We start from the raw sequence: 20643 nt of genomic DNA, 5'->3' as shown, positions 1-20643 counted from the left end.
AGCCTTTCCATTTTTTCCGTAAATCTTATGCAAATATATGACAATTTTATAAAATATGCAAATCAGGTTCATAATCAACAAAATAAGATCATCAAATTATTTAAGGCTTTATGGTAAAATATTTCAGCATCATCTTCAAGAAGTTATTATTCATTTAAAAATACAATGAAACAATTTTTAGTATTTTTGTGACGAATTTTATAAAAACATATATTTTGAATATAACAATAGTAGGAACAGGCTATGTGGGTTTGGTTACAGGAACTACCCTTGCAGAGCTTGGCAATTCGGTTTATTGTGTTGATATCGATGAAAAAAAAGTAGAGGGAATGAAAAACGGCATCGTGCCGATTTACGAGCCCAACCTTGAAGAAATGTTCCTGAGAAACATTCAGTCTGAAAGATTATTTTTCACTACCAACCTAAAGGAAGCTTTAGACAAGAGTGAGGTTGTATATCTTGCTCTTCCGACGCCACCAGGTGAAGACGGGTCTGCAGATCTTTCTTATGTATTGAAAGTAGCTAACGATATTGGTGAAATGATGACAGACTATAAGGTGGTTGTCAATAAAAGTACAGTTCCCGTAGGTACAGCCGATAAAGTAAGAGAAACAATTTCTGCCAAAACAACAATAGACTTTGATGTAGTTTCGAATCCTGAGTTCCTGAGAGAAGGTTTTGCAGTAGAAGATTCGATGAATCCAGCGAGAGTTGTTGTGGGGTCAAGTTCCGAGAAAGCGAAAGATATTATGGCTAAAATTTATCAACCATTTACCAATACCGGAATTCCTATTATTTTCATGGACGAAAAATCGTCCGAGCTTACAAAATATGCAGCCAACTCATTTTTAGCGGTAAAAATTACCTTTATGAATGAAATTGCCAATTATTGTGAGAAAGTAGGCGCCGATGTAGACAAAGTAAGGCTAGGAATGGGAAGTGATGACAGAATCGGGCACCGTTTTCTGTTTCCGGGAATCGGGTATGGCGGAAGCTGTTTTCCTAAGGATGTAAAAGCTTTAATTAAATCAGGAAAAGACGACCATTTTGATTTTCAGATTCTTCAGGCTACAGAAAAAGTAAATATTTCCCAAAAAATAATTTTGGTCTCGGAAATTGAAAAGTATTTCGGAGGAAATATTAAAGGAAAGAAAATTGCGATGTGGGGATTGGCATTTAAAGCCAACACAGATGACATAAGAGAAGCGTCTTCACTCGACAATATTGCATTACTTCTGGAAAAAGGAGCAGAAATCATTGCTTACGACCTGATTGCTGAACAGAATGTTAAAAAATTATTGGGTGACAAAATATCGTATGCCAATACCATGTATGATGCGTTGGAAGGAACCGATGCATTATTTATTGCTACGGAATGGCCTGAATTTAAAAATCCGAATTTCGATCTGATGGCAAAAAAAATGAAAAATAAGGCTATTTTTGACGGAAGAAACATGTTCCCATTAGAAGTGCCGCAACAGAAAGGCTTCTTCTATAAATCGATTGGAAGAAAAACTGTTAGGCAAGAGACAAGATAAAAGTAAAGATACTAAGTATTTTACATTGTGAAAATATTTTGTCAGATAAAAAAGTACTGCAGAACCACGCAGTGCTTCAATATTAATAGCCGTAGGTAAAACCTATGAAAAAAAATCAGAAAGACATTAATAAATGCCAAAAGCTATAAGCCAGCGGCCATTAGCATAAAATATGAAAAACATCATCATTACCGGCGGCGCCGGATTTATCGGTTCACACGTTGTAAGAGAATTTGTAAAAAACAATCCGGCATCAACCATCATCAATCTTGATGCCTTAACCTATGCCGGAAATCTTGAAAATCTGAAGGACATTGAAAATGAACCCAATTATGTTTTCGAAAAAGCAGATATTACCAAACCTGAAGAATTAAGAAAAATCTTTGAGAAATATAATCCTGATGCAGTGATCCACTTAGCTGCGGAAAGTCACGTTGACAGAAGTATTACCGATCCGATGGCATTTATCAACACGAATGTAAACGGAACTGCAAATCTTCTGAATCTTTGCAAAGAATTCTGGACTTTGAATCCGGATCACACTCACGGAAGATTTCCTGATGAAAAAAGAACTAATCTTTTTTATCATGTTTCCACAGATGAAGTTTATGGAAGTCTGGGAGAAACAGGATTTTTTCTTGAAACAACACCTTACGATCCGCAATCTCCTTATTCAGCATCAAAAGCAGCCTCTGACCACTTAGTAAGAGCTTATGGAAATACTTACGGAATGCCATTTATTGTGTCCAATTGTTCAAACAATTATGGCCCGAACCACTTCCCGGAGAAGCTAATTCCACTCTGTATTTCAAATATTATCAATGAAAAGCCTTTACCAATTTATGGTGACGGGAAATACACAAGAGACTGGTTATTTGTGATCGACCATGCAAAAGCTATTCATCAGATTTTCAACGAAGCCAAAACCGGAGAAACATATAACATCGGAGGATTCAACGAATGGCAGAATATTGATCTGGTAAAAGAATTAATCAGACAGATGGATGAAAAGCTTGGAAATCCTGCAGGCCATTCTGAAAAACTGATCACTTATGTGAAAGACCGACCGGGACATGACAAACGCTACGCCATCGATGCCACAAAACTTAACAAAGATTTAGGCTGGAAGCCTTCAGTAACATTTGAGCAAGGTCTTGCCAAAACCATCGACTGGTTTTTGGAAAATAAAGAGTGGCTTGAAAATGTAACAAGCGGAGATTACCAGAAATATTACGAAAAACAATATAACTAAAATAATGAGGTACATTGTTTCATTGCTTTTCGTAGTGTTTTCGTCCTTGGTTTATGCCCAGTCATTCCCACCTCCCCCGGCAATGGCCAATTCATCACAACAAAAATTAATTGATGAATTCATAGAAGTATCTCATTACCGGGAAGCATTGGTTAACTACGCTAAAGAATATCTCGAACTAAAAATGTTTGATTATAGTATAGACCCTCCAAAGGAACTCCTTACAAAGGAACAAGCCCGTTCAATCATCAAAAACTTTAATTTTGACGATTTCAAGATTTCATTATATAGTGCATTCTCCTTTATACCGGAAAAGGAATTGAAGGAACTGATTAACTTCTATAAAGGCATAGGTGGTCAATTATCAAGAAACAACTCAATACTTTTGATGGATCCCAATATTGATTTGAACATCAAGAATCATATGGACTTTGCAATTGAGAATATAAAATAACAAAAAGATGAAAGGAATAATATTAGCCGGAGGTTCCGGAACAAGACTTTACCCTCTAACCATTGCCGTAAGCAAACAATTGATGCCTGTGTACGATAAGCCGATGATCTATTATCCACTTTCCACCTTGCTTTTGGCAGGAATTAAAGATATCCTGATCATAACAACTCCGCATGATCAGCCAGGATTCATCAAGCTTTTGGGAGATGGTTCACAGATCGGGTGCAATATTGAATATGTAGTACAGCCCAGTCCGGACGGATTAGCACAGGCTTTTATTTTAGGCGAACAGTTCATCGGAAATGATGCAGCTGCTCTGGTTTTGGGAGACAATATTTTTTATGGCTCTGAAATGGGAACATTGCTGAAAAACAAGACTAATCCTGACGGAGGAGTTGTCTTCGCCTATCACGTTTCAGATCCCGAAAGATATGGTGTCGTGGAATTTGACGATAACTTTAAAGCTGTTTCTATTGAAGAGAAGCCTTTACAGCCAAAATCTAATTATGCGGTTCCGGGATTGTATTTTTATGATAACGAAGTTGTAGAAATTGCTAAAAACATTCAACCTTCGCCGAGAGGCGAGCTCGAAATTACCGACGTCAACAACGTTTATTTAAACAAAGAAAAACTGGAAGTTGGTGTTCTGGACAGAGGAACAGCCTGGCTCGATACAGGAACTTTCGATTCGCTGAATGATGCTTCGGAATTTGTAAGCGTTATTGAAAAAAGACAGGGTTTTAAAATCGGATGCATTGAAGAAATCGCTTACAGAAATGGATTTATCAATGAAGAAAAACTTCTGGAAACCGCCACAAAATATGGAAAAAGCGGATATGGTGAATATCTGAAAAAGCTTATCGGTAAATAAAATAATAACAAAAAGCTATTGGTCTGTGATCAATAGCTTTTTTGTTAAAAGATAAAATATTAATATATTAGCTCTGTTTTTGCCAGCCTATGAAGATTTCACCATTCAGAACACTGCCAATCAATTAATTATTTTAAATTTGCAAAAAATTCCCCACAAATGAATGAACCACAACAAAAGTGGACAGAAACCATTGAGTCTGGTCACTCTTTATTCCAGCTCAACCTGAAAGAAGTCTGGCGATACAGAGACCTGGTTTTAATGTTTGTAAAAAGAGACTTTATCTCTTCATTTAAGCAGACCATCTTAGGCCCGCTCTGGTTTTTTATAAATCCTATTTTAACGACGATTGTCTTTACACTTGTATTTGGAAATATAGCCAACTTACCTACAGACGGTATTCCGCCGATATTATTTTACCTTGCAGGAAACACACTCTGGGGATATTTCAGTACCACAATGCTCAGCGTTTCCAATGTATTTACAGGAAATGCGGGAATTTTCGGGAAAGTGTATTTCCCAAGGCTGGTAACGCCTATTTCTACGATCATCTCGAGTTTTATGAGACTGGGAATACAACTCGTCCTCTTTTGGATTGTATTGATTTATTACATATACCGTGGAGAAGTACAACCTAATGCATGGGCATTATTCTTTCCGGTTCTGATCATTTTCCTTGCATTGTTTTCATTAGGATTAGGAATGATATTTTCTTCGCTTACGACAAAATACAGAGATTTATCTCTACTTTTAGGCTTTGGTGTAAGTTTATTTATGTGGTTTACCCCTGTTATTTTGCCAACTTCTTTAGTAAAGCAAAAATTAGGCAGCTACAGTTTTTTAGCAGATTTAAATCCTTTAACCCCAATTTTTGAATGCTTTAAATACGGATTTATAGGATCCGGAGATTTTAGCTTAACAAGGCTGTTGTCAAGCTTTGCTTTTATCATTGCCATTCTTCTTTTGGGCATTGTTATTTTTAATAAATCGGAAAAATCATTTATTGATACCGTTTAATTATAAGTAATAAATGATGAGTAATAAGGAGCTTTATATATATAAACTTATAACTCAACTTTAAACTCAAACTTTAAACCTTAAACAAAAAACACATGCTTGCATTAAAAGCTGAAAATATATCAAAACAATACCGTCTCGGACAAGTGGGGACAGGAACGCTGACCCACGATTTAAACCGATTCTGGCACAGAATGCGGGGAAAGGAAGATCCTTATCTGAAAATTGGCGAGACAAATGACCGATCATCTAAAGGAAGTTCAGAATACGTATGGTCACTGCGCGATATCAATTTTGAAATTGAGCAGGGCGATGCTGTAGGAATTATCGGCAGAAACGGCGCCGGAAAATCTACACTGCTGAAACTTCTCAGTAAAGTCACCAAACCAACAACCGGCAAGATTTATACCAACGGAAGAATTGCATCGTTGCTTGAAGTAGGAACCGGCTTTCATCCCGAAATGACAGGTCGCGAAAATATTTATCTTAACGGTGCTATTTTGGGAATGACCAAAAAAGAAATTAAAAGGAAATTTGACGAAATTGTAGATTTCTCAGGAGTAGAACGATATATCGACACTCCTGTAAAAAGATATTCTTCCGGTATGTATGTGCGTCTGGCTTTTGCCGTTGCCGCTCATTTGGAATCTGAAATTTTGATTGTGGATGAAGTTTTGGCGGTTGGCGATGCTGAGTTTCAGAAAAAATGTCTAGGAAAAATGGGGGATGTTACTAAAGGAGAAGGTAGGACGATCCTTTTTGTGAGCCATAATATGGCTGCTGTAAAATCACTATGTAATAAGGGAATACTTCTTCAAAATGGAAAGTTGCTATTTAATGGCGGTGTTAATGACTGTTTAGACAAGTACCTTGTCAGTTCTATTGATTATACTAAATCAAAAGTATCCGACATTACTGATAGAACAGGATCTCAACAGGTAACCTTCTCCGATGTATATATTGAAGATCAAAATGGTTACACAATTAATTCTATTTTTACAGGTCAAAATTTAAAATTGGTGATTATCTTGAATTGCGTAAGCGATACAGAAAATGTTGATATAGGAATATCTTTTCATGATAAGTTTGATGACACACTAAGTTATATTTACAGTGGATTTCAAAATCATTATTATCATCTAAAAAAGGGAGAAAATAAAATTGTTCTATTACTTGAAAATTTTTCGATATTCTCTAGCCTACTTAAAATAAGAGGTCGGATATTAGTAGGAACAGTTGAAAGTGATTGGCCACAACAGGCTCTTTTGGAAATAAAAATTGAACAAGGAGATTTCTTTAACACGGGTAAAACAATAGAAATAGAAGCACCATTTTTGATAAAAGGCAATTGGTCATGAAAAACATAATTAAGAAAAAATTAATCTTACTAAAAGAACTTTTTTTCGGAAATATAGAAAAGCAAGGGGAAATTGATGTAAAGAAACAGTATCAAAATTTTTCCTTTGCTCAAGAAGGTGAAGATATGATTCTTTCAAGATATTTCGAAGGACAGCAAAATGGCACCTTTGTAGATGTTGGTGCCCATCATCCTTTTAGGTTCTCTAATACATATCTTTTTTACAATAAAGGTTGGCGAGGTATTAATATTGACCCACTTCCGGAAAGTAAAGAGCTCTTTGATAAATATAGACCTGAAGATGAGAATCTTTGTATTGGTATTTCGAATACGGAACAAATTCTTACATATTACATGTTTAATGAAACCGCTTTAAATACATTTGATGAAAAAGAAGCAAGAGAAAAAGATGGAGCTGGTAATGGAAGATTTTTAATCACAAATAAAGTTCAAATTCAAACAAAAAAATTATCAACAATACTAAATGAATCTAGCTTAAACTTAAATACTATTGATTTTCTCAGCATTGATGTTGAAGGTCTTGACATTGAAGTTTTAGAAAGTAATGATTGGGAAAAGTATCAACCAAAAGTAATTTTAATAGAAGAACTTAGAGCCGATATTCAAACAATTGTTGAAAACAGTAAGATCAACAATTACATGATAGAAAAAGATTATAAGCTTTATTATAGAACAGTAAATACTTCATTTTACGTCAAAAACTAAGAGCAAATGCCAACAAAGCAATATAACACACCCATTTTATTTCTCATTTTCAAGCGAGAACAATCTAGTCTTTGTGTCTTAAATGAGATACGAAAAGCAAAACCGACACATTTATATATTGCTGCAGATGGTCCCAGAGAAGATAACAACGATGATATAATTAATTGCGAGAAAACTAGAAAGGCTGTTTTAAAAGCAATTGATTGGGAATGTGAAGTGAAAACTTTATTCAGAGACATAAATAGAGGTTGTGGTTATGGTCCCGCAGAAGCAATAACATGGTTTTTTAATCAGGTAGAATATGGCATTATCTTAGAAGACGACATCATACCTTCGCAATCATTTTTCTCCTTCTGCGAAGAGCTTCTTATCAAATATAAAGACGATGATAAAATAATGTCGATTGCAGGCACAAATTTCGTTAGCCAGATATTCAAATCAGCAGAAAGTTATTATTTCACCAATTATGCTGGGGGATGGGGATGGGCGAGCTGGAAGCGAGCTTGGAAACATTATGATTACAACATTTCATCTTGGGAAAAACCACAAACAAAAAAGAAAATACGTGAAAAGTTTTCAGCAGCAGGTTATGCATTCTGGGAGGAAGCTTTCGATTTAGTATGCAATAAAAATATAGATCATATATGGGATTATCAATGGGTTTTTTGTAAAATGGTGAATGACGGTATTGGAATTATTCCTTCAAAAAATCTTACAACGAATATTGGATTTGGAGAAGATGCTACACACACTTTTGAAGCGAGTGAAGACATAATAAAAGCCAATATCAATGAAGAGATTCTCTTTCCTTTAATTCATCCACAACAAATTGTGATTAATAATGATTTTGATAAATTTATTTCTGAAAAGTTTTTTTCGAAGACACCTAAACAAAAATTTCAAACAAATCAATTTAATATAATATACCAGAAAAAAACTTTTTTAAAGAATATTATTAAAAAAATATATTGGAAAATATTTCATATTAATTAATATAGAAATATTGGTATTTAGAGCTGATAATCATTATAATAAAAAAAATGCTAATATTAAATCACAATAATATCTGATGTTTAATTTTCTAAATAAAAATACTAATAGAGAATTGTATAACAAATTCTCTTCAATAATACCATATCACGAATATACAGAACTCAAAAAAAATAGTTCACAAAAAAAAGAATCCCTACTTTTCAATAAAAAAGTAAAGATCACCGATCCTTTTTGGTATTTACATTCTTTAAATGAATTGTTCATCGAGGAAGTATATAAATTCAAATCTGAAAAAGCAAATCCCAAAATAATAGATTGTGGATCCAATTTAGGTTTAAGTATTATTTATTTTAAAAGACTTTTTCCTCAAGCGAAGATTATCGGGTTTGAACCTGACAATGATATTTTTGAAATGGCTAAACATAATCTACAGCAGTTTGGAATACACGATGTTGATCTTCACCAGAAGGCAGTTTGGATTAATAATGATCCGCTTATCTTTGCAAAATTAGGATCACTAAGCGGACACTTTGTAGAAAATGAATCAGATAATACAATTAACATCGAAACCGTTCGTTTAAAAGATTATCTCCATGAAAAAATTGACTTCCTTAAAATAGATATCGAGGGTCCTGAATTCGACATTATAAAAGATTGTAAAGATGATTTAAAAAATGTTGAGAATATATTTGTTGAGTATCATAGTTTTGCTGAAAATCCTCAAATGATAGGTGAACTTTTAATTTATCTAAAAGAGGCCGGATTTAAAATATACATTAAAGAAGCCTGGGAAAACATGAAAAATCCCTATTTGGAAAAAAAAGGTCCGTACTTCGATTTGCAACTGAATATTTTTGGATATCGCTTATGAAAATAATTTTCACAATATGTTCCAATAATTATCTTGCCCAGGCAAAAGCTTTGGGAGATTCCATTAAAAAAACAAACCCCGATTATACTTTTTTTATAGGATTAGTTGACCTTCTTTCCGAAGAAATTAATTACCAAGAAGAAATTGGCCATCCTATTATCCTTACACATGAGATAGGCATTCCTGATTTCGATAGCTTGTGGAGAAAATATAATATCATTGAATTAAATACATGTGTAAAGCCATTCTATTTTGAATATTTTACTAAAAAATATTCAGAGCTTACACACCTTATGTATTTTGATCCCGATACATTCTTATTTGGAAATCTATCTGCTGTTGAAAAAGAACTAATGGATGGTAAAGAAATTATCCTTACGCCACATATTCTCACGCCTATTCCGATCGACTACAAAATGCCTTCTGAACAGACGTTTCTTAATTACGGAACTTATAACTTAGGATTTATTGGTGTAAAAAATCCCAACAACAATTTACCCTTTTTTAAATGGTGGGGTGAGAGAACATACAATATTGGCTACGATAAAGTTTCTGAAGGTTTATTTGTGGATCAGCTTTGGATGAACCTTACTCCAATCTTTTTTAAGAACTGTGTTGTTTCTAGAAATCCCGGATTAAATATGGGGCCTTGGAATCTTCATGAAAGATACTTATCGAAAGACGAATTTTCAAATCTCATTATTAATAAAAACGAAGAACTTATATTTTATCATTTCAGCAATTATAAATACAGTTCACCAGATGTTTTAGCAAGCTATTATGACAGATTTTCTTTCTCAACAAGGACAGATTTGATAGAATTGTACAGTGATTACCGTAAAAAATTGATTCTGAATAACATTGAAAAACTAAGCTTTTTACAATGTCACTATGTCCTTTTAAGGAAAAAACTCTTGGAACAGGAATCAATCAGAAAGCAAAAAGAAGCGGATGAAATCCTTAAAAACAGAAGTCTTAAAACAAAAATCAAAGATAAGCTAAAAAGCTATTTAAAATAATGCAAAAAAACTCCAAAATATACATCGCCGGTCACCGAGGAATGGTGGGAAGCTCACTTCTAAGAAATCTTGAAGCTAAAGGTTTTACCAATCTGGCCCTTCGAACCTCTTCTGAATTGGATCTTCGCAACACAGCTGCAGTTGCAGAATTTTTTGAAAAAGAAAAACCTGAATATGTATTTCTAGCTGCCGCCAAGGTAGGAGGTATTATGGCAAACAATACGTACAGGGCAGATTTTCTGTATGAAAACCTGATGATACAGAATAATGTTATCCATCAATCTTATTTATCTGGTGTTCAGAAACTGTTGTTTTTAGGCTCCAGCTGTATTTATCCTAAAATGGCGCCACAGCCACTAAAGGAAGACTATCTTTTGACAGGAACCCTGGAACCTACTAACGAACCTTATGCAATCGCAAAAATTGCAGGAATTAAAATGTGCGATGCTTATCGCAGCCAGTACAACTGCAATTTTATTTCTGCTATGCCTACCAACCTCTACGGTCCAAATGACAATTACGACCTCAACAACTCTCATGTTCTACCGGCTATGCTCAGAAAGTTTCATGAAGCAAAAAACGATAATAACCGTGATGTAGAACTTTGGGGAAGCGGAACTCCGTTGAGAGAATTCCTGCATACCGATGATCTTGCCGAAGCATGTGTATTCCTTATGGAAAATTTTAATGATTACGGACAGATTAATCTTGGTATTGGCGAAGATTTAAGTATTAAAGAACTTGCAGAGCTGATACAGAAAATCACAGGACACGAAGGAAATATTATTTGGGATAGCTCAAAACCAGACGGAACCCCAAGAAAACTGATGGATGTAAGTAAAATAAATGATATGGGCTGGAAAGCAAAAATAAGCCTGGAAGAAGGAATCACAAAAGTATATCAGGATAAATTTTTAGTTTAATATAATGAAGAAAGCACTTATTACGGGGATTACAGGGCAGGACGGCTCTTATCTTGCAGAGTTACTCTTAGAAAAAGGATACGAAGTTCACGGGATAAAAAGAAGAGCCTCTTCTTTCAATACCCAGCGCATTGATCACTTATATATCGATTTACATGAGTCTAATGTACGCTTTAAGCTGCATTATGGTGACCTTACCGATTCTACCAACATCATACGAATTATACAAGAAGTACAGCCAGATGAAATTTATAATTTGGGAGCGATGTCTCACGTGAAGGTAAGCTTCGACTCTCCCGAATACGTTGCTAATGTAGACGGCATCGGAACGCTTAGAATTTTGGAGGCGATAAGAATTTTAGGGCTGACCAATAAGACAAGAATCTACCAAGCTTCAACTTCAGAATTGTATGGTGGCTTGCCTGAAAACAAAAACGCTGCAGGTTTCTACGACGAGAACTCCCCCTTTTACCCACGTTCACCTTATGGAGTTGCAAAAATTTATGCATTCTGGATTACAAAAAATTATCGGGAAGCATACGGAATGTACGCTTGTAACGGAATTTTGTTTAACCACGAATCTCCAAGAAGAGGTGAAACTTTTGTAACGCGAAAAATTACAATGGCCGTAGCAAAAATTGCGAAACGCAAACAGCAGGTTTTATATCTGGGGAATTTAAATGCTCAGCGAGACTGGGGACATGCCAAAGATTACGTAGAAGCCATGTGGAAAATACTGCAGCAGGATAAGCCAGAAGATTTTGTCATTGCTACAGGAAAAACAACTTCAGTGAGGGACTTTGTCAAAATGGCTTTCGCAGAGGTAGGAATAGAAATAGAATGTGAAGGTGAAAATGAAAATGAAGTGGCAAAAATAAAGTCATGCAGCAATCCGATGTATCAATTAGAAATCGGTAAGATTGTCGTTAAAGTAGATCCTGAATACTATCGTCCCACAGAAGTTGATTTACTGATTGGCGATCCTACCAAATCGAAAACCCAACTCAATTGGGAGCCAAAATACGATTTGCCGGCTCTGGTAAAAGATATGATGCAATCAGACCTTAAACTTTCTTAAAATGAATCCGAAGATTTCTGTCATCACCATTAACTTCAATAATAAATACGGTTTAGAAAAAACGCTTGAAAGTGTAACCTCACAGAATTATACAGATTATGAGTACATTGTGATTGATGGCGGTTCTGCTGATGGAAGCAAAGACTTACTTGAAACGTATTCTAAAAATATCACCTATTGGGTAAGCGAACCGGACAAAGGGATATATCATGCAATGAATAAAGGGATTGCATCGGCTAAAGGAGAATATCTTATCTTTATCAACAGTGGTGACCATTTTTATCATGCAGATACCCTTTCTTCAGCGGAACAGTTTTTATCGCATGAAGATATTATTTATGGTAATTTAGAAGTGGTTCAAGGCGATCACAAGTATCTTAAGAATTACTCTCAAGACCTTACCCTGTTCTATTTCTTTTACGAGTCTCTGCCTCATCCCGCAACATTTATCCGAAGAGATGCATTTGAAAAATATGGTTTTTATGACGAACAGCTTAAAATAGTTGCAGATTGGAAATGGTTCATGATGGCAATCTGCAAACAGCAGGCTAGTTACAGAAAGATTGATAAGACAATTTCAGCGTTTTATTTAGATGGCATTAGTTCAAATACACAGAATTTAGAAAAAATTGCAAATGAAAAAGACCTTACATTTTCTATTCATTTTCCATTTATAACGGATGATCTCAAACGCCTGAAGTTTTTACAAGATGAAAATAAGCGATTACAAAACGCTGAAAATAAATTTAATTATCTGAAAAATTACAGAGTCATTAAACTTTTACACAGGCTCGGTCTGATAAAAATACCGAAGTGAAAAACGCAATGTTGATTATTAATGTATTCTTTATTTATAATGAGATGAGCCTATCTTAATACCATTTAAGAGCAAATTAATACAAATAAGCAACAATAAAAGAACAAGTCAAAACCATCCTTCACTACATTTAAGGTGATCCTAAATCAATTATGAGACATCTTTATTCCTGATTTTTAATATCTTTGTATCTAAAACACTTTATGACTATCCCTCTGATCTCTATCATTGTTCCATGCTATAATCAAGCACAATATCTCGACGAATGCCTTCAGTCTGTTCTTGATCAAACCTATCACAATTGGGAATGCATCATCATCAATGACGGATCTACTGATTGTACAGAAGAAGTGGCAAAGGGATGGATTGAAAAAGATCCACGGTTTCACTATATTCATCAGGAAAACAGAGGTGTGTCAGCTGCCCGGAATAATGGAATCAATCACGCTTCCGGAGATTGGATTTTGCCTTTGGACGGAGATGATAGAATCAGCACGCATTACCTGGAAAAAGCAAAAGATTATTTCGACAAAAATTTTACATTGATCTACTGCAAAGCAGAATTTTTCGGGAATACTACCGGAGAATTTGGATTGCCTGAATATAACTTCAAAAAAATTCTCCTTCACAACCAAATCTTTTGTAGCGCTTTTTTTCGAAAAGACACCTGGATCTCTGCGGGCGGATATGACGAAAATCTGATCCATGGTCTGGAAGACTGGGATTTCTGGATTTCAGTATTGGAAAACAGCAGTCAGGTCTACAAATTGGATTATGTAGGGTTTTTCTACCGTAGGAAAGCTCATTCAAGAGATACCGCCATCAATGCAAATACGGATCATAAGAACTCTGTTAAACACTATATTTACCAAAAACATTACAAAAAATACATAAACGAATACCCCGATTTTTTTGATTTAATGAACAAAATTTATATTTTAGAAAGAGAAAACGCCCGCTTGCTTGATTTAATGAACGAATCTATTTTTCGCAAAGTACTTCGTAAATTATTTTAAAATGCTTTCAATCATCATATCCTCATATCAGCCCGACCTTTTTGCTGCACTGGAAAAAAACATTGCGGAGACATGCGGCATTTCCTATGAAATCGTGAGGATTGATAATCCTGGACTAATGGGAATGTGCGAAGCCTACAATAAAGGTGCTGCAATGGCGAAGTTTGAAAATCTTCTGTTTTTACATGAAGATGTCTCTTTCGAAACTAATGGCTGGGGAAATATTTTAGAAAGTTACCTTCGGGAAAATAAGCCAGGTTGCCTGGGTATTGCAGGTTCGGCATATCTACCTAATGTTCCCTGTGGATGGTGGATGGTAGAAGGTTACGCCTACAGTCACATTACTCATTTTAATAAAAATACAGCAGCCCGGTCACATTATACTTTTGAAGGGAATAAGGATGGCCTGAAAGAGGTCCGTTTTATAGACGGAGTTTTCATAGCCTGTACAAAGAACAGATGGATGGAGAATAAATTTGACGAGAGATTAAAAGGCTTTCATGCGTATGATGTTTCATTCTCTATAAAGATGACTCCTACATCAAAGAATTACATTACCAATGCGATCGATCTCGTGCATTATTCGGCCGGCAGCCCGGGAAAAGCCTGGCTTACTCAGCTTCTGCTCAACCGTAGAATTAATGCCAGATTCTTTAGCCAGAAAATAATTGACAATAGCACTGAAATAAAAGCTTACCAGCAGCTTGCCAGAGAATTAATCCATAAGAAATTTGACAGAACAGAAATCGTCACAAACCTTATAAATTTCCTGTCTTTAAGAAGACTGGGGATGATGGGATATTTAAAAGCGTTGAAAACCATATATTGGTCATTAAAAAATTAAAACATGAAACCGAAAATACTGATCATCGAACAAGGCTTTTTAAGAAAAGATGCTTTTAGATTTTTAAGGACTCAGGGATACGATGTTGATTATTATCTTATTGATAACAATTATTCTTCACAACGCAGATTTTATGATAAATACATCAATATATTCAAAAGGCAGGTTCTGAATAATACTTCCCACTGGACAGATCTTGATACCAGAGATAAAAACAGGCATTTTGTTAAACAGATTAAAGAACATATCAAAGGTATGTATGACCACATCGTTGTGATCCGTCCTGACAATTTCAGTGTTGAAACGCTGAAATACCTCTCTGCACATACCCATCAGAAAATGACGGGATATCTTTGGGATAGTATTAACGACTTTAAAGCTCAGTCACTTCGCAGATCAAGAAACCTGTTTGCTGATGTATTCTGCTTTGACAAAAACAGTGTAGAAAAATACACTGAACTGAGACTTGGGTATGAGACAAACTTTTATTACCCCGTTGAAGAAATTGAAAATTTAAAAAGAAATGTTCATGCTGCATCACGATCAATCTCATATGTTGGGAATATTGCAGACCGACGGGATAAGACGATTACCGATATTTTAGACTGCATAGACGTTTCGGAATTTTCTCTTGATATACATATTGTAAAACATCATATGGATGAGGATATATTAGAAAAAAAATATCCTTTCCTGTATTTGGATGGCGGCATCTCTATTCACGACTATCTTAAAATCACGCTTAACTCTACAATCGTTCTGGATATTCAAGCCGGTTGGCAGAATGGTTTTACGTTCAGAATCATTGAGGCAAATTATTTGAAGAAGAAAGTAGTCACAACCAATCAGTTTGCAAAAGAGCTTAAATTCTACCACCCGGATAATATATTTATATACAACCAGAATACTAAGCAGGATCTTGCGGCATTTATGGAGAAGCCATTTTTTGAAAGCGAAAAAAGTGCAATTGAATATTATCGTATTGACAGCTGGTTAAAACGCATCTTAGGCTTAAGTAGCATCTAAACACGACAACTAATTGCCCAAATAATAAGATGAAAATAGGTTTTTACAGTTCAATGCCATTAGAAAATAAAGCCAACTGGTCAGGTACGATGTACAAAATGTATGAGAAGATGCAGGAGATGGGTCATGATATAGAGTGGATTCCTCAGCAGAAACTAAGTGGAAAAGAAGAAAGGACATTAAAAAAAATACAAAATATTTTTTATCGGATATTCCACCGTGGTTACAACACAAAGGTTAATTTGTACACCTCCTGGAGATTGGGAAAGAAAATCACTCCTTTTCTTAAACAAAAAGATTATGACTTGCTTTTTGTTCCAACATATCTTAATGATTTTGCTTTAGTAAAAACAAATATCCCTATTGTATATCTGAATGATGCCAATGTTGCACAATTGCTGAACTATTATCCGTATTATTCTGGTTTCGGTTGGCTTTCTAAATGGGAGACGAAAAAGATTGAAAAGATGATGCTAAAGAAAAGTTCAGTTAATATTTTCTCTTCCGAATGGGCAGCGAATTATGCTGTTAATCATTACGGAATTAATCCTGATAAAGTGAAGGTTTTAAAATTCGGTGCCAATCTAGCGGTTCCCGATTTTTTATATTTTAATGAAGACAAATGTGAAGATATCGTTTTCTTATTTCTTGCTGTAGACTGGGAAAGGAAAAGAGGAGATCTTGCTTATGAAGCAGTAAAAATCCTGCGCCAAAAAGGCTATTCGGTTAAACTGCAAATCATTGGTTGCAATCCGCAAATTCAGGATAAATGGGTAAACATTATACCCTATCTCAATAAAAATTTCCCGAATGATTTAGCAAAAATTCAGATGCATCTTTTACATTCTCATTTTCTATTTGTTCCTACAAAAGCAGATTGTACACCTATCGCATTTTGTGAGGCTGCAGGATATGGTTTGCCCGTAATTTCTACTGATACGGGAGGTGTTTCCGCACATGTCGAAAATGGCAAAACAGGCTTGCTTCTTGCACAAAATTCTTCTTCTAAAGATTATGCTGATGCTATTGAAAAAATTATTATAGATGAACCTTTAATGCAGAAACTGTCTTTGCAGGCAAGAAAAAAATATGAAAACGAGCTAAATTGGGAGGTTTGGAAGGGAAAATTTTTGGAAATTATCAGCAAAACTATTGACTAACAGTATGGCAAAAGTTCTTTTCATTTATAAAAATCAAGTTCTAGCAGAACCATTTGTAGAGCAGTTTGTAAAAAATGGCTACGATTTAGAAATTTTGTTCAAAGAAAAACTCTATTATAATCAATTCAGTGTTTGGCAAAGGCTTATAAATATCTTTCATAGAAACGTTTTGAAAAATAATTTCTATCCTATTACCGCCAATCAAACTAATTTTGAAAAATATTGTGAAAAAAGTCTAGAACAGCTTGAGAATAGTTATTTTGATTATTGTTTAGTTATCCGTGGAGATTTGGTTCCTGAATTTGTCTTAAAAAAGGCAAGGGCAATAAGCAATAAAATGATTGGCTTTCAACTTGACGGAATTTCTGTATCAAAAAAAATTCTCTCATACAGGAATTATTTTGATGAAATTTTTGTTTTTGATAAAGATGATATAGAGAATAATTCGGATTATCATTTTAAGTTTATTACCAATTGTTTTTTTGGAAAAGACTTTACAACTTATACAGAAGAATATGATTTTTTCTATATCGGACAATACCTTGAAGAAAGGCATAAAAAAATAATTAACCTTCTTACTTATCTTGATTATAATACTATTAAAACAAATCCCCTCATTTACCTCAATAATGATAAAGACTATCCAAATATCGACTCCAGAATTAACAATCTTGTAATTGTGTCCACTTATAAGGAGAACCTAAAAATGGTAAAAAAATCATCTATTCTTATTGACATGAAACGAAAAGAACATAATGGGCTTTCTCTTCGATTTTTTGAAGCTCTTCAATACAGAAAAAAAATGATCACCAATAACCCAACGGTAAAAGGATACGATTTTTATCACCCGGATAACATTTTTGTCACTGATTTTGAAAACTTTGATGGCCTATCAGATTTCCTTAAAAAACCATACCACCCTATTGATGAGAAAATTACAGATCAGTATGAATTTAAAAACTGGATTAGAAGACTATTTGCTTAGATAATAAAAAAGAATTTTTGGGATAGAGATATCTTTCAGAATTCTCAAAAAACGATGAGGTACACTGTGAGAAAATGCAAAATAATTTTTCAGAGCTTTTATCTTAATTTCTTTTGGAACATTCGAAGCAGCAAGCTCAGACCAATAAATCATAGAATAATTGACTGATTTTTTAAAATTCTCCCAATACTTTGCATATAAACCATCTTCTAGATAATCTCCTGTATATATTGATTTTCCAAAATAATAAAACGTGTAGTTCTTAGAAATTCTGTTCAAAACTAAAGATTCCGGGCAGAATTTTTCACCTTTGATTACCGGAAATGGAAAATTTTTAGCGACAGAAGTTTTCAGGCAGACTGCCATCTCTTCATTATAACCATATTTATAAGTAAAATCTAGAGATGAGCATTCTACATTTTTACCGTCAAAAGTTCTTTTTATAACAGATTGATTAAGATATGATCTAAGACCTATCAAACCCGCATTATCTGCTCGTAGTACATTTTGACTTTCTTTATTTAATAATTCAAGACTATCATTCGGTAAGAGATCATCACTATCAACCGTGAAAAACCAATCTCCTTTTGCTTCCTTAAGCCCTGAATTAATTGCAATATGTTTACCTTGATTTTCCTGCTTATAATATCGTATTTTTATTTTACCTTCTTTAATAAAAGAACTTATCAACTCTTCAGTATTATCTATAGACCCATCATCTACAATCAGCCACTCAAAATTTGTATAAGACTGTAGAATAAGACTCTTATAAAGATTTTCAATAATATAAGCCCTGTTGTAAGTTGGGGTAAAAACAGTAAATTTGTGCATCGTGCTAATAGTAATGCATAAAATTACAACAAATATGAACTACTCAAAAAAAATAAGAAGATCTATTAAGAAGATCTATTCTTTTTGTTCTGGAAAAGAGCAGAAAAACATAATCCAAATACCTGTACAAGCAAGATTCGGAAATTTGTTATATTTTTATTTGCATTGCATGATTGCGCAACAGAAAGGAAATATGGTTTCTATATTACACACGGAAACAATGGATTACTGGTTGAAATTTTTCCCTGCACTTAGAAATTTCGTTATTAGCCCAGAGCAACTCATAAAAAAAGTAGATAATCTCGATTGGTTTAATTCTTATTATCAGCAATTTGGAAATGATTTCACAAAGAAGGAGCTAAATTATTTTATCCAGAACATTCTTTTAACAAACTCTATATTAGACAATATAGAAATATCAGAAAAAACAATTATTAATATAAGAAGAGGTGATTATTATTCTACAGAAAAAAAGCTTCCATCAAGCTTCGATCAGAATGCATATTTAAATGAAGTAATAGAGAAATTTCCAAAAATATTTAATTATCCGATTGAAATTGTCAGTGATGACGTTGAATGGTGTAAAGAAAATCTTAATTTCCCCTATCATATAAAGTCTGAAGATATTTTTTTCAAAAAAGACAGTACCCCAATTGAAGACTTTAAATCGCTGTGCTCAGCAAGAAATTTAGTAATCACAAATTCAACTTTTTCGTATTGGGGTGGCTACATATGTAAATTTCTTTCAAATAAGAATACAGTTATAGCACCTAATTTTGCGTCAACGCTTTATGAAAATTCTACCGCATACCAGCTACATCCTGAATGGGAAATTATTGATGTTCTGCACTTATGCTAACCCCCCCTACAAAGCATTTATGTAAATAAGACTAAATTATGTACTAAAAATTAAAGAATAAAAAGGAGACTTCTTGGCATATTTTTCAAATAACAGTCCATCTATTCTTTTTTCCATCCATGGCTTGTTTTTCCCTACATAATGGTAGATATAAAACCAATTGCCCTTTTTACTAAGACCAAACAAATCTTTTAGATTCTCCAGAAAAATTCTTTTTGAAGTTATCGTGTAAGCCTTGGTCATATTATATTTACTGGATATCATCTTTATTCCTCCGTTTCTGGACAAAACCGAATTCAGAATATCCTGATCCTGCAATAGTGGTTTTTTAATTTCTTCAATTGCAGTGAAAAATTTCTTTGTGATTTCGATTTCGTGCATTTTCTTGAGATTATAAAGCATAACTCCTGCATTAAAATATAAGGTAGGATCGGGCATTTTCAGATATTCGTGAAAATATTCTCTTGTAAAAACCTCATCGTTCCCCGCTTTCACTTTATCTACAATGAATGGACTTGGGCTACAGATCGCAAGCTTATCATCAAAATCCATGACCGCTAATTCAGAAATATCTGCATCTACGATCAGATCACTGTCCAGATACAAAATTCTTTCATAATTTTTAAATAACTGAGGAATATAAAACCGATAATAAGTACTTACCGTCATATAAGAATTCAGATAAAATTTACCTGCATCAAAATTTTCTAAAATGATGAATTTTATAGAAAAATTGCTGAATTTGGAAATTTGTTTTTCGGCTAATGCCTTGTTTTCATCACTGATGTATTCACTAATAATATTAATTTCATATCGACAATTTTTATTTTGATTTACAAGCAACGAAGCAATAACTACGCTGGTGTATTTAAAATAAGAATCATCGCAAGTGAATACAATGGGAAGGAAATTCATCATTTAAAATTTTCAACAAAAATAGGAAGAAATTCATTATAAAATTAATCTTACTATATTTGCCAAAATCATTTTTCTATTTCGGAGAATG

General features: G+C 34.0%; 21 protein-coding genes. 19 read left to right on the top strand and 2 right to left on the bottom strand.

Annotated elements, in window-relative coordinates; all coding sequences use genetic code 11:
* The first annotated feature begins 215 nt into the window (after positions 1–215).
* The 18 genes from ACR1PN_RS14840 to ACR1PN_RS14755 all read left to right on the top strand — a co-directional run bounded on the left by ACR1PN_RS14840 (position 216) and on the right by ACR1PN_RS14755 (position 17947).
* Complete coding sequence (locus ACR1PN_RS14840; protein ID WP_433980674.1) at positions 216–1538, top strand: UDP-glucose dehydrogenase family protein; 1323 nt, start codon at positions 216–218, stop codon at positions 1536–1538.
* A 172-nt stretch (positions 1539–1710) separates the two neighbouring features.
* Positions 1711–2790 carry a dTDP-glucose 4,6-dehydratase gene (gene rfbB, locus ACR1PN_RS14835; protein ID WP_433980673.1) on the top strand — a complete coding sequence of 360 codons (1080 nt, stop codon included), beginning with the start codon at positions 1711–1713 and terminating at the stop codon, positions 2788–2790.
* A gap of 4 nt (positions 2791–2794) precedes the next feature.
* Positions 2795–3244, top strand: coding sequence for a hypothetical protein (locus tag ACR1PN_RS14830; RefSeq protein ID WP_433980672.1), 450 nt, complete (start codon positions 2795–2797; stop codon positions 3242–3244).
* A 7-nt stretch (positions 3245–3251) separates the two neighbouring features.
* On the top strand, positions 3252–4115 hold the full coding sequence (rfbA, locus tag ACR1PN_RS14825; RefSeq protein ID WP_433980671.1) for a glucose-1-phosphate thymidylyltransferase RfbA: 864 nt from the start codon (positions 3252–3254) through the stop codon (positions 4113–4115).
* Between the two features lie 159 nt (positions 4116–4274).
* A complete protein-coding gene (locus tag ACR1PN_RS14820; RefSeq protein WP_433980670.1) occupies positions 4275–5132 on the top strand; it encodes an ABC transporter permease in 858 nt (285 codons plus the stop codon).
* 95 nt (positions 5133–5227) lie between these two features.
* The gene (locus tag ACR1PN_RS14815; RefSeq protein ID WP_433980669.1) at positions 5228–6490 is read left to right on the top strand and encodes an ABC transporter ATP-binding protein; all 1263 of its coding nucleotides are present in this window, start codon (positions 5228–5230) and stop codon (positions 6488–6490) included.
* Positions 6487–7215, top strand: a complete 729-nt coding sequence (locus tag ACR1PN_RS14810; protein ID WP_433980668.1) for an FkbM family methyltransferase — start codon at positions 6487–6489, stop codon at positions 7213–7215. The genes ACR1PN_RS14815 and ACR1PN_RS14810 overlap by 4 nt, the downstream gene beginning before the upstream one ends.
* Before the next feature lie 6 nt (positions 7216–7221).
* Positions 7222–8208, top strand: coding sequence for a nucleotide-diphospho-sugar transferase (locus ACR1PN_RS14805; RefSeq protein ID WP_433980667.1), 987 nt, complete (start codon positions 7222–7224; stop codon positions 8206–8208).
* 76 nt (positions 8209–8284) lie between these two features.
* On the top strand, positions 8285–9079 hold the full coding sequence (locus tag ACR1PN_RS14800; RefSeq protein ID WP_433980666.1) for an FkbM family methyltransferase: 795 nt from the start codon (positions 8285–8287) through the stop codon (positions 9077–9079).
* A complete protein-coding gene (locus ACR1PN_RS14795; RefSeq protein WP_433980665.1) occupies positions 9076–10098 on the top strand; it encodes a hypothetical protein in 1023 nt (340 codons plus the stop codon). Before ACR1PN_RS14800 ends, ACR1PN_RS14795 begins: the two co-directional genes overlap by 4 nt.
* A complete protein-coding gene (locus tag ACR1PN_RS14790; RefSeq protein ID WP_433980664.1) occupies positions 10098–11021 on the top strand; it encodes a GDP-L-fucose synthase family protein in 924 nt (307 codons plus the stop codon). The genes ACR1PN_RS14795 and ACR1PN_RS14790 overlap by 1 nt, the downstream gene beginning before the upstream one ends.
* 4 nt (positions 11022–11025) lie before the next feature.
* The gene (gmd, locus tag ACR1PN_RS14785; RefSeq protein ID WP_433980663.1) at positions 11026–12099 is read left to right on the top strand and encodes a GDP-mannose 4,6-dehydratase; all 1074 of its coding nucleotides are present in this window, start codon (positions 11026–11028) and stop codon (positions 12097–12099) included.
* A gap of 1 nt (position 12100) precedes the next feature.
* Complete coding sequence (locus ACR1PN_RS14780; RefSeq protein WP_433980662.1) at positions 12101–12916, top strand: glycosyltransferase family 2 protein; 816 nt, start codon at positions 12101–12103, stop codon at positions 12914–12916.
* Positions 12917–13119: 203 nt separating this feature from the next.
* Entirely contained in the window at positions 13120–13932 is an 813-nt protein-coding gene (locus ACR1PN_RS14775) for a glycosyltransferase family 2 protein (protein WP_433980661.1), read from the top strand.
* Between the two features lies 1 nt (position 13933).
* A complete protein-coding gene (locus tag ACR1PN_RS14770) occupies positions 13934–14776 on the top strand; it encodes a glycosyltransferase (RefSeq protein WP_433980660.1) in 843 nt (280 codons plus the stop codon).
* 3 nt (positions 14777–14779) lie between these two features.
* On the top strand, positions 14780–15802 hold the full coding sequence (locus tag ACR1PN_RS14765) for a hypothetical protein (RefSeq protein WP_433980659.1): 1023 nt from the start codon (positions 14780–14782) through the stop codon (positions 15800–15802).
* Between the two features lie 29 nt (positions 15803–15831).
* Positions 15832–16962, top strand: a complete 1131-nt coding sequence (locus ACR1PN_RS14760; protein ID WP_433980658.1) for a glycosyltransferase family 4 protein — start codon at positions 15832–15834, stop codon at positions 16960–16962.
* 4 nt (positions 16963–16966) lie between these two features.
* The gene (locus ACR1PN_RS14755; RefSeq protein ID WP_433980657.1) at positions 16967–17947 is read left to right on the top strand and encodes a hypothetical protein; all 981 of its coding nucleotides are present in this window, start codon (positions 16967–16969) and stop codon (positions 17945–17947) included.
* Here the strand turns inward: ACR1PN_RS14755 and ACR1PN_RS14750 are convergent.
* Positions 17936–18778, bottom strand: coding sequence for a glycosyltransferase family A protein (locus tag ACR1PN_RS14750; RefSeq protein WP_433980656.1), 843 nt, complete (start codon positions 18776–18778; stop codon positions 17936–17938). The genes ACR1PN_RS14755 and ACR1PN_RS14750 overlap by 12 nt on opposite strands.
* A 169-nt stretch (positions 18779–18947) precedes the next feature.
* On the opposite strand from ACR1PN_RS14750, the gene ACR1PN_RS14745 reads away from it, so the two are divergent.
* Positions 18948–19637 (top strand): alpha-1,2-fucosyltransferase, encoded by a 690-nt coding sequence (locus ACR1PN_RS14745; protein WP_433980655.1) that lies wholly within the window; start codon positions 18948–18950, stop codon positions 19635–19637.
* Positions 19638–19673: 36 nt separating this feature from the next.
* Here the strand turns inward: ACR1PN_RS14745 and ACR1PN_RS14740 are convergent, their stop codons facing one another.
* The gene (locus ACR1PN_RS14740; RefSeq protein ID WP_433980654.1) at positions 19674–20552 is read right to left on the bottom strand and encodes a glycosyltransferase family 8 protein; all 879 of its coding nucleotides are present in this window, start codon (positions 20550–20552) and stop codon (positions 19674–19676) included.
* Positions 20553–20643 lie beyond the last annotated feature (91 nt).

Origin of the sequence: Chryseobacterium sp. RLHN22 (genome assembly GCF_051011795.1) — a bacterium.
GTDB lineage: Bacteria > Bacteroidota > Bacteroidia > Flavobacteriales > Weeksellaceae > Chryseobacterium > Chryseobacterium zhengzhouense.
The sequence above is the reverse complement of the archived record's forward strand: the minus strand, read 5'-3'. Positions and strand labels throughout refer to the sequence as shown.